The organism is Phycicoccus mangrovi (assembly GCF_018729305.1).
GTDB lineage: Bacteria > Actinomycetota > Actinomycetes > Actinomycetales > Dermatophilaceae > Phycicoccus > Phycicoccus jejuensis.
Genome location: NZ_JAHHWP010000022.1, coordinates 64,161 through 73,175 on the forward strand (window position 1 = coordinate 64,161; position 9,015 = coordinate 73,175).

7 protein-coding genes are annotated in these 9,015 nt (G+C 73.4%); all 7 read left to right on the top strand.

Annotated features, from left to right (window positions below; all coding sequences use genetic code 11):
• The first annotated feature begins 38 nt into the window (after positions 1-38).
• The 7 genes from KMZ30_RS18895 to KMZ30_RS18925 all read left to right on the top strand — a co-directional run bounded on the left by KMZ30_RS18895 (position 39) and on the right by KMZ30_RS18925 (position 8,930).
• The gene (locus KMZ30_RS18895) at positions 39-263 is read left to right on the top strand and encodes a hypothetical protein (RefSeq protein WP_215514255.1); all 225 of its coding nucleotides are present in this window, start codon (positions 39-41) and stop codon (positions 261-263) included.
• Between the two features lie 96 nt (positions 264-359).
• Positions 360-857, top strand: a complete 498-nt coding sequence (locus tag KMZ30_RS18900; protein ID WP_215514256.1) for an NfeD C-terminal domain-containing protein — start codon at positions 360-362, stop codon at positions 855-857.
• Positions 858-966: 109 nt separating this feature from the next.
• Complete coding sequence (locus tag KMZ30_RS18905) at positions 967-2,541, top strand: flotillin family protein (RefSeq protein WP_215514257.1); 1,575 nt, start codon at positions 967-969, stop codon at positions 2,539-2,541.
• Positions 2,542-3,164: 623 nt separating this feature from the next.
• Complete coding sequence (locus tag KMZ30_RS18910; protein ID WP_215514258.1) at positions 3,165-3,869, top strand: GH25 family lysozyme; 705 nt, start codon at positions 3,165-3,167, stop codon at positions 3,867-3,869.
• 110 nt (positions 3,870-3,979) lie between these two features.
• Positions 3,980-6,091 carry a hydantoinase/oxoprolinase family protein gene (locus KMZ30_RS18915; RefSeq protein ID WP_215514259.1) on the top strand — a complete coding sequence of 704 codons (2,112 nt, stop codon included), beginning with the start codon at positions 3,980-3,982 and terminating at the stop codon, positions 6,089-6,091.
• Positions 6,088-8,079 carry a hydantoinase B/oxoprolinase family protein gene (locus KMZ30_RS18920; protein ID WP_226905256.1) on the top strand — a complete coding sequence of 664 codons (1,992 nt, stop codon included), beginning with the start codon at positions 6,088-6,090 and terminating at the stop codon, positions 8,077-8,079. The genes KMZ30_RS18915 and KMZ30_RS18920 overlap by 4 nt, the downstream gene beginning before the upstream one ends.
• Positions 8,079-8,930: an NmrA family NAD(P)-binding protein gene (locus KMZ30_RS18925; RefSeq protein WP_215514260.1), complete on the top strand. Its 852-nt coding sequence runs from the start codon at positions 8,079-8,081 to the stop codon at positions 8,928-8,930. Before KMZ30_RS18920 ends, KMZ30_RS18925 begins: the two co-directional genes overlap by 1 nt.
• The last annotated feature ends 85 nt before the right edge of the window (positions 8,931-9,015 follow it).

Here is a 9,015-nt window from a genome sequence, read left to right on the forward strand (position 1 = left end):
TCGGCGTGTCGCGGACGGATCCGGGGGACACTGGGGTCGTGACGTCACGACGCCCGAGCGGCCCCACGACCTACTCCGCGCGCAGCCCGTTCGTCCAGGCGGTGGAGTCCCCGGTCGAGACCTTCGCCGTCGGCGACCGGGTCACGCACGACCGCTTCGGGCTCGGCAAGGTCATCGTCCTCGAGTCCGCGGCCGTCCTCGTCGACTTCGGCGCGCAGCGTGCCCGGGTCACGAGCCCCTTCACGCGCCTCACGAAGATCTGAGACCCGCGGCGCCGCTCCACGCCACCCGGTAGGGTCGCCGGACACGAGGGCGCGCACCGGCCGCGTCGCGCTCCGGGGGCGGGAAGGACACGACGGATGCAGGTCACGATGCTCGTCATCGGAGGGGTCGGCCTGCTCCTGCTCGTCGTCTCGCTCGTCGTCGGTGACCTCGTCGACGGCTTCCTCGACGGCATCGGCCCCGACTTCCTCTCCGGGCTGGCCGTCGCCGGTTTCCTCGCGGCCTTCGGCTTCGTCGGCGCCCTCGTCCTCGACGCCGGCGCACCGAGCGGCGTGGCCATCGGCGCCGGGGTGCTGGCGGGCGTCGCCGCCGGCGGAGGTGCCGGATGGGCCAGCAGCCGCCTCATGCGCGGCGGTGACGAGGCGACCGTGCGCACGGCCGGCCTCGTCGGGCTGACCGGCACGGTCGTCGAGCCCGTCCCGGCGGAGGGCTACGGGATGGTCAGCGTCGTGGCGGCCGGCCACATCACCCGCCTCAACGCCCGCGCCGCGGAGCCGCTCCCCAGCGGCGCGGCCATCGTCGTCACCGGGGTCCTCAGCCCCACCGCCGTCACCGTCGCCCGCCGGACGGACTGACCGGCACCCCGCACCCACGCGTCGGCCGGAACCGGGGGGCCGTCCGCCGCGTCCATGTCGTCACCCCACAGACACGGGTGCCGAGTGCGCCCGGAAAGGCCAGGCACCCATGTTCGGGCTAGACGTCTCGACCGGGCTCATCTCGGTTCTCGGGCTCGTCCTCCTCGTCGTCCTCAGCGGCCTCGTCGTCGCGTCGCGCTACCGCGTGGCCGGACCCAACGAGGCGTTCATCGTCACCGGGCGCAAGGGCAAGGAGGTGCGCAACCCCGAGACCGGCGAGATCTCGACCGACCTCTCGGGGCAGAAGGTCGTCATGGGCGGCGGCATCTTCGTCATCCCCTTCGTCCAGCGGCTGCACATCCTCGACCTCTCGAGCCGGCGCATCATGGTCCAGATCCGCGGGGCGGTGTCGGGCCAGGGCGTCAAGCTCAACCTCGACGGCGTCGCGATCGTCAAGGTCGGCGGCAACGAGGACTCCATCCGCGCCGCGGCGCAGCGCTTCCTCTCGCAGCAGGGGGAGGTCGAGACCTTCACCCAGGAGACGCTCGCCGGTTCGCTGCGCTCGATCGTCGGCTCGCTGACCGTCGAGCAGATCATCCGCGACCGCGCCGCCTTCGCGCAACGCGTCGCCGACGAGGCCGAGTCGTCGCTGACCGGCCAGGGCCTGGTCCTTGACACCTTCCAGATCCAGGACATCACCGACGACGGCACCTACCTCTCCGACCTCGGGCGCCCGGAGTCGGCCAAGGTCGGGCAGCTCGCGGCCATCGCCGAGGCCAACGCCCGGCAGGCGGCCGAGCAGGCGCGCATCGTCGCGGAGCAGGAGATCGCGATCAGCCAGCGGCAGCTCGCGCTCAAGCAGGCCGAGATCAAGGCCGAGACCGACGCCGCGCAGGCGCAGGCCGCCGCGGCGGGTCCGCTCGCGCAGGCCGACCGCGACCAGGCCATCCTCACCGAGCAGGAGAAGGTCGCCGTGCGGCAGGCCGCGCTCAAGGAGCGCCAGCTCGACACCGAGGTCCGCAAGCCGGCGGACGCCGAGCGCTACCGCGTCGAGCAGGAGGCCGAGGCCTCGCGCAACGCCGCCATCGCCGAGGCCGAGGCCCGCAAGGCCGCGAGCATCGCCGCCGCGCAGGCCGACGCCGAGAAGGCGCGCCTGACCGGTGAGTCCGAGAAGGCGCGACGGACGGCGCTCGCCGACGCCGAGGCCATCGAGGGCTCGCGCCGTGGTGAGGCCGACAAGGCGCTGCGTGTCGCGCAGGCCGAGGCCACGCGCGCGGAGGGCGAGGCGCAGGCGTCGGCCATCCTCGCGACCGGTCAGGCCGAGGCGGAGGCGATGAACAAGCGCGCCGACGCGTTCGCCCGGTACAACGAGGCGGCGGTGCTCCAGATGCTCGTCGAGGTGCTGCCGCAGGTGGCCCGCGAGGTCGCGGCCCCGATGGCGGCGATCGACAAGCTGACCGTCGTCTCGACCGACGGCGCGGCGGCGCTGCCGAAGCAGGTGACGGACAACCTGACGCAGACGATGGCGATGCTCGAGAACACGACGGGCGTCGACCTGCAGGCGCTGCTCCAGCGCTTCACGGCGTCGGCGGCGTCGGGCGCCTCGGGGGCGTCGGGAGCCTCGGCCGCGCCGGCGGCGACCGACGGCGAGGTCGTGCGCGGCGCGTCATCCTCGACCGCCTGACCCCTCCGCGACCTCGATTTTTCGGGGTCACCCCGAGAAGTCCACGAGACCCCGGCTCCGAGCCGGGGTCTCGTGGATGTTCCGGGGTGAGGAGCCCGGCGCCCGGGGAGGTCACGTGGACGCTCTGGTGCCGGGAGGGCGGGCCGCCCCGTGCCCGGGGAGACGGTGTGCTCTCCCCACCTCCATGCACCCCGGAAGGTTTACCTTCCACCCGGCAAGGTTTCCCTTCCGCATGCAAGGACTCGGGTCCGCGCTCGCCATGCCGACGCGACCCTGCCGTGCCGCGGTCCGGTCGCCTCGCCGGGGTGCCATGGCGCAGCGGCACTGCGAGGTGGGTGCGGCACAGCGAGGTCGCGACGGCACGGCGTGGAAGCAGTCACGCGACAAGGTTTTCGTTCCACCCAGCACGGTTTCCCTTCCACTCAGCACGGTTTCCCTTCCCCCGACACGGGTTTCCTGGCGCGCTGAAAGGGATCCCTTGCGGGTGGAAGGAGTGGTTGCGGGTGGAAGGGAAACCTTCCGGGGTGCATGGAGGTGGGGAGAGCACACTGTCGCTCTGGCGCGGGACGCGGGCTCCGTCGACCGGTGCTCGGCCCCGGACGGCCGGGACCTAGGCTGCCCGGATGGGGCGGACGATGCTGCGGTGGACGGTCGGAGTCGTCGTCGTGCTCGCGCTCGTCGTCGCGGCGGGCTGGGCGGGATACCGCTGGGTGCTCCCCCACCACCGGCCCGACCTCGCCGCCGGTGAGCACTACGGCATCGACGTCTCCGCCCACCAGGGCGACGTCGACTGGACAGCGGTCGCCACGGACGGCATCGACGCCACCTACCTCAAGGCCAGCGAGGGCGGAACGTTCGAGGACCCGCGCTTCGCCGCCAACTGGGCCGGCGCGCGGGACGCCGGCCTCGAGGTCGGGGCCTACCACTTCTTCACGCTGTGCAAGGACGGCCGCGAGCAGGCCGACAACCTGCTCGGCCGCCTGCGCGAGGTGGGCGCGGACGACACCGCGCTGCCACCGGTCATCGACCTCGAGCTGAGCGGCAACTGCGCGGCCCGGCCGACCCGCGCGGTCGTGGACCAGCGGCTGAGCGACCTCGTCGACGCCGTCGAGGGCGGCACCGGCCGTCGCGTCGTCCTCTACGCCCTCGACGACTACACGAACCGCTACCCGCTGCCGGACGACCTGCGCGACCGCGACCGCTGGGAGCGACGCCTCCTGCTCCGTCCGTCGACGGACGGCTGGGCGTGGTGGCAGGTGAGCAGCCGGGCGAGCGTCGCGGGCATCGACGGCCCCGTCGACCTCGACGTCGTCGCACCCCGCGGCTGACCGTCGCGAGGGACCCCCCGCTCCGCTGGCGAGGTTGGCCGTCGAATCGGCGTTCCGTCGGCAGCATCTGCCAACGCGAGCGTGACCCCGGGACGGGTTTGATCGTGCCCATGACCGACGGGCACCGCAGACGCATCCGGGTGGGCATCGACACCGGGGGCACGTTCACCGACGTCGTCGCCGTGGACGAGGACTCCGGGGAGGTCGTGACGACCAAGACCCCGAGCACCCCCTCAAACCCCGCCGACGGCTTCATCGCCGGGATCGAGAAGATCCTCGGCGTCATGGGCGCCTCGGGCCACGACCTCACCGCCGTGTCGCACGGCACGACGGTCGCGACGAACAAGCTCCTCGAGGGCAAGGTCGAGCGGCTCGGGTTCATCACCACCGAGGGCTACGAGTTCATGCTCGAGATCGCCCGCCAGGCCGTCCCCGACGGCTACGGCAACTCCTACTTCTGGGTCAAGCCGCCGCGCATCGTCCCGGCCGACGCCGTCCGCACGGTGGGCGGCCGGCTCGACGTCACCGGCGCCGAGGTGCGGCCCTTCTCGGAGGACGACGCCGTCGCCGCCGCGCGCTTCTTCCGCGACCGCGGCATCACGACGATCGGCGTCTGCTTCCTGCACGCCTACGCCAACGACGAGCACGAGCTCGCGATGCGCGAGGTCCTGCGCCGCGAGCACCCCGAGGCCGTCGTCTCGGTCAGCAGCGAGGTCCTGCGCGAGTACCGGGAGTACGAGCGGGCGATGACGACGCTCGTCGACGCCGCGGTCAAGCCGAACGTCAGCCGCTACGTCACCAACATCCACGAGCGCCTCGACGGGTTCACCGGCGGCCGCCCCGTGCCCTTCTACGTCATGAAGTCCAACGGCGGCGTGCTCTCGGCCGACGAGGTCGTGCACCAGCCCATCACGACGGTGCTCTCCGGCCCGGCCGCGGGCGCGCTCGGCGCGGCGCTCATCGCCGAGAAGGCCGGCTTCCACAAGGTCCTCACCTGCGACGGCGGCGGCACCTCGACCGACGTCTCGGTCGTCCTCGACGGCGAGCCGACGCTCACGACCGAGGGCTCGGTCGGGGCCTACCCGAGCAAGATCCCGATGATCGACGTCGTCACCGTCGGCGCGGGCGGCGGCTCGGTGGCCTGGGTCTCGCCGGAAGGCACGCTCAAGGTCGGCCCCCACTCGGCCGGCGCCGACCCCGGTCCGCTCTGCTACGGCCGTGGCGGCACCGAGCCGACGATCACCGACGCGCACGTCGTCCTCGGCCGCATCCCCCCGCACCTGCTCGGCGGCGAGATCCCCCTCGACGTCGACGCCGCCCGCGCGGGCCTGGTCGACCTCGCCGGCAAGCTCGGGCTCGACCTCGAGACCTGCGCGACGGGCATCCTCGAGATCTCGGCGTGGAACCAGGCCAACGCCCTGCGGCAGGTCTCGGTCAAGCGCGGCCTCGACGTGCGCGACTTCATGCTGACGACCTTCGGCGGCTCGGGCTCGCTCCTCGCGTGCCGGCTCGTCGACGTCCTCGACCTCGCCGGCGCCGTCGTCCCGCAGAACCCGGGCAACCTCAGCGCGTTCGGCCTGCTGACCGTCGACGTCCGCAACGACTACGTGCAGACGCACGTGACGCGCCACGAGGGCATCGACCTGTCCGCCGTCGCCGCGGTCCTCGACTCGCTGACGGCCAAGGGCGCCGCGGCGCTGACGGCCGAGGGCTTCACGCCCGAGCAGCACGAGTTCGTCCGCACCGCCGACCTGCGCTACTTCGGGCAGGCCTACGAGGTGCGCGTCCCGGCCGGCTCCGGGCCGGTCGACGAGGCGTGGGCCGACGAGGTCGCGACCCGCTTCCACGACGAGCACCGCCAGCTCTACGGCTACGACTTCCGGGAGGACCCGACCCAGCACGTCGAGTGGGTCAACCTGCGCGTCACCGGCGTCGGGCCGATCACCCGTCCCGAGCTGCGCCCGCTCCCCGACCGCGAGGGGTCGTCCGACGCCACCGACGGGCTGCCCGCGCAGCGCTCGGTGCGCCCCGTCTGCTTCGACCCCTCCGCCGGCTACGTCGACACCCCGGTGCTGTGGCGCCCCGACCTGCGGGCCGGCGACTCCTTCAGCGGGCCGGCCATCGTCGAGGAGTTCGGCTCGACCGTCCCCGTCCACCCCGGCTTCGCCGTCCGCGTCGACACCTGGGGCAACCTCGTCATCACCCAGGAGGCGACCCGATGACCGCCGTCCCCACCACCCCCGACCCGCTCGTCGACCTCGAGGCCTACCTCGCGAGCGAGCCGGTCAACCCCGGTGGCCTCCCGACCACGTACGAGCACGGCGGCCGCCTCACCCCCGAGGGCAGCGCCGTCGACCCGGTGCTCGTCGAGATCGTCCAGGGCACGCTGGCCAGCGTCGAGATGGAGGTCGAGACCGCCATCGCGCGCACCTCGCGCTCCCCCATGATCCGCGACGCGCACGACTTCCGGGCCGGCATCCACGACCGTCAGCTGCGCAAGCTGACCGGCCGCTCGTACTCGGCTCTCGTGCACCCGATCGTGCGCGACTTCCCGCTGGACGAGATGCACGAGGGCGACGTCTTCTTCCACAACGACGTCTACGAGTCGGAAGGCGGCATCGGCCACCTGCCCGACCTCTGCGTCACCGTCCCCGTCTTCCACGAGGGCGAGGTCGTCGCGTTCGTCCAAGCCTTCGGCCACCACGACGACATCGGCGGCGCCTGCCCCGGCTCGATGCCCAGCGGCGCCCAGAGCGTGTTCGAGGAGGGCCTCTCGGTTCCACCGATCAAGCTGTGGGACAGCGGGGTCCCGAACAAGGCGGCGCTGCGGATCATGACCCGCAACAGCCGGATGCCCGACAGCCTCGCGGCCGACCTCGACGCCGAGTGCTCCGCCTGCCTCATGGGCGCCCGGCGCCTCGGCGAGCTGTTCACGCGCTACGGCCGCGACACCGTCGAGGCGGCGTTCGACGCGATCCTCGACGCGACGACCGAGACCTACCGCCGCGAGATCCTCGACAAGATCCCCGACGGCTCGTACGTCTGGGAGGATTACGCCGAGCACGACGGCGTCGACAAGCCGATGCTGCACACGCAGCGGATCACGTTGACCAAGACCAGCACCGGCGGCCCCGGCCCCGGTGACGGCGGGCCGCGGCTCATCATCGACTTCACCGGGACGAGCGCCCAGGCGAAGGGTCCGATCAACCACTGTGGCGACTACGTCGGTGGCAACTTCCTCAAGAAGTGGCTGGCTCCGATCCTGCGCAACCTCGCCGACACCCCCGAGCGGATGGCCGAGCTCGACGTCAACGAGGGCGTCGTGCCGCTCATCGAGATGCGCTTCCCGGAGAAGGGGACCCTGCTGACACCGGTCTACCCGGCTCCGACGAACGCCCGGACCTTCGTCATCCTGCGCCTGCTCGGCGTGCTCGCCGGCGTCGTCGCGAAGGCGGTCGACGGCCGGATGCCGGCCGACCAGGAGACCATCCGCTACACCGGTGTCTACGGCAAGGACCGCGACGGCAACGACTACCTCATGCGTGAGGTGCTTGGCGGCGGCTCGGGCGGCCGCTACTACGCCGACGGCGAGGACACCATCCACGTCGTCCCGGACAGCCGCAACCTGCCGACCGAGTTCACCGAGAGCCGTTTCCCGTTCCGCGTCGAGCGCCTCGGGCTCGCGGTCGACTCCGGTGGCGCCGGGCGCCACCGCGGCGGCCTCGGCTACGAGAAGCAGATCCGGATGCTCGAGGACGCGCACTTCATGTCCATCGCGGACCGCTCGATCCTCGCGTGCTGGGGCGTCAAGGGCGGCAAGGCGGGGCGACCCTTCGAGGTGACGATCGACCTCGGCGGCCCGACGGAGCGCACGGTCGACGCGCTCGCCGACGCCGAGCCGGTCAAGGCCGGCCAGGTCATCCGCATCCGGACGACCGGTGGTGGCGGCTGGGGCGACCCGCTCGAGCGCCCCTACGACGAGGTCGAGCGCGACCTGCGCTGGGGCAAGGTGTCGTTCGACGGCGCCCGCGAGGACTACGGCGTCGTCGCCTCGGGCACGAAGGACGAGCCCGTCGTCGACGTCGTCGCCTCCGACGCGTTGCGCGCCGAGCGCCGCGCCGCCCGCGGAGAAGAGCCGTTCTTCGACCGCGGCCCCGGGTACGCCCAGCTGGCCGGCGGCGCCGGCGCGGCGGACGTCGACTGGCTCTGATGCCCACCGGCCCGGTCCTCGTCGTCGGCGCCGCCGGCAAGACGGGCCGGGCCGTGTGCGGCGCCCTGCTCTCGGGGGGCGCCACCGTGCGGGCCGCGGTGCGACCGGGCCGCGAGGCTTCGGCCCCGGCGGGCACCGAACCCGTCGCCGTCGACCTCGCCGACGGTCGCGGCCTCGACGCCGCGCTCGAGGGGTGCGCGGCCGCGTACCACCTGGCGCCCAACGTCCACCCCGACGAGGTCGGCATCGCCGAGCGCGTCGGCGACGCGGCGCGGCGCGTGGGCCTCCCGCGCCTGGTCTTCCACTCGGTGCTCCACCCCGACGACGCCCGGATGCCGCACCACGTGCGCAAGGGGGTCGCCGAACGGGCTTTGCGGCAACGCGTCTCGGGCTCCCTCGTCGTGCTTCGACCGTCGGCCTACCACGAGAACCTGCTGCCGCAGGTGCTCGACGGTGCTGTCGCGCTTCCCTACTCCGTGGACACCCCGTTCACGACCGTCGCGCTCGCCGACGTCGCCGAGGTGGCCGCCACCGTGCTGCTCGACCCCGCGCGCGACCGCGAGGTGCACGACCTCGCCGGGCCCGAGTCGTTGACCACCCGCGAGATGGTGGCGCAGGCCGAGCAGGTGCTCGGCCGGCCGGTGCGGCTGACCGTCGGCAGCCCGGGCGCATGGGCGGCCGGACCCGGCGCCGACCTGCCGGCAGCAGCCCGGGAGGCGTTGGCGGCGATGTTCGCGGCCTACGACGAGGACGGCCTGGTCGGCGACCCCGCGGCGCTCACCGCGCTGCTCGGACGGCGCCCCACGTCCTGGGCCGAGACGCTCGCAGCCGCCACCCGTCCGGCCCCCTGACCCCACGCGGTGGGGGGGGGGGGTGGGGGCCCGGGGCCCCCCCAACCCCCCCCCCCCCCCGGGCGGGGCGCCGCGGGGGGCGGTC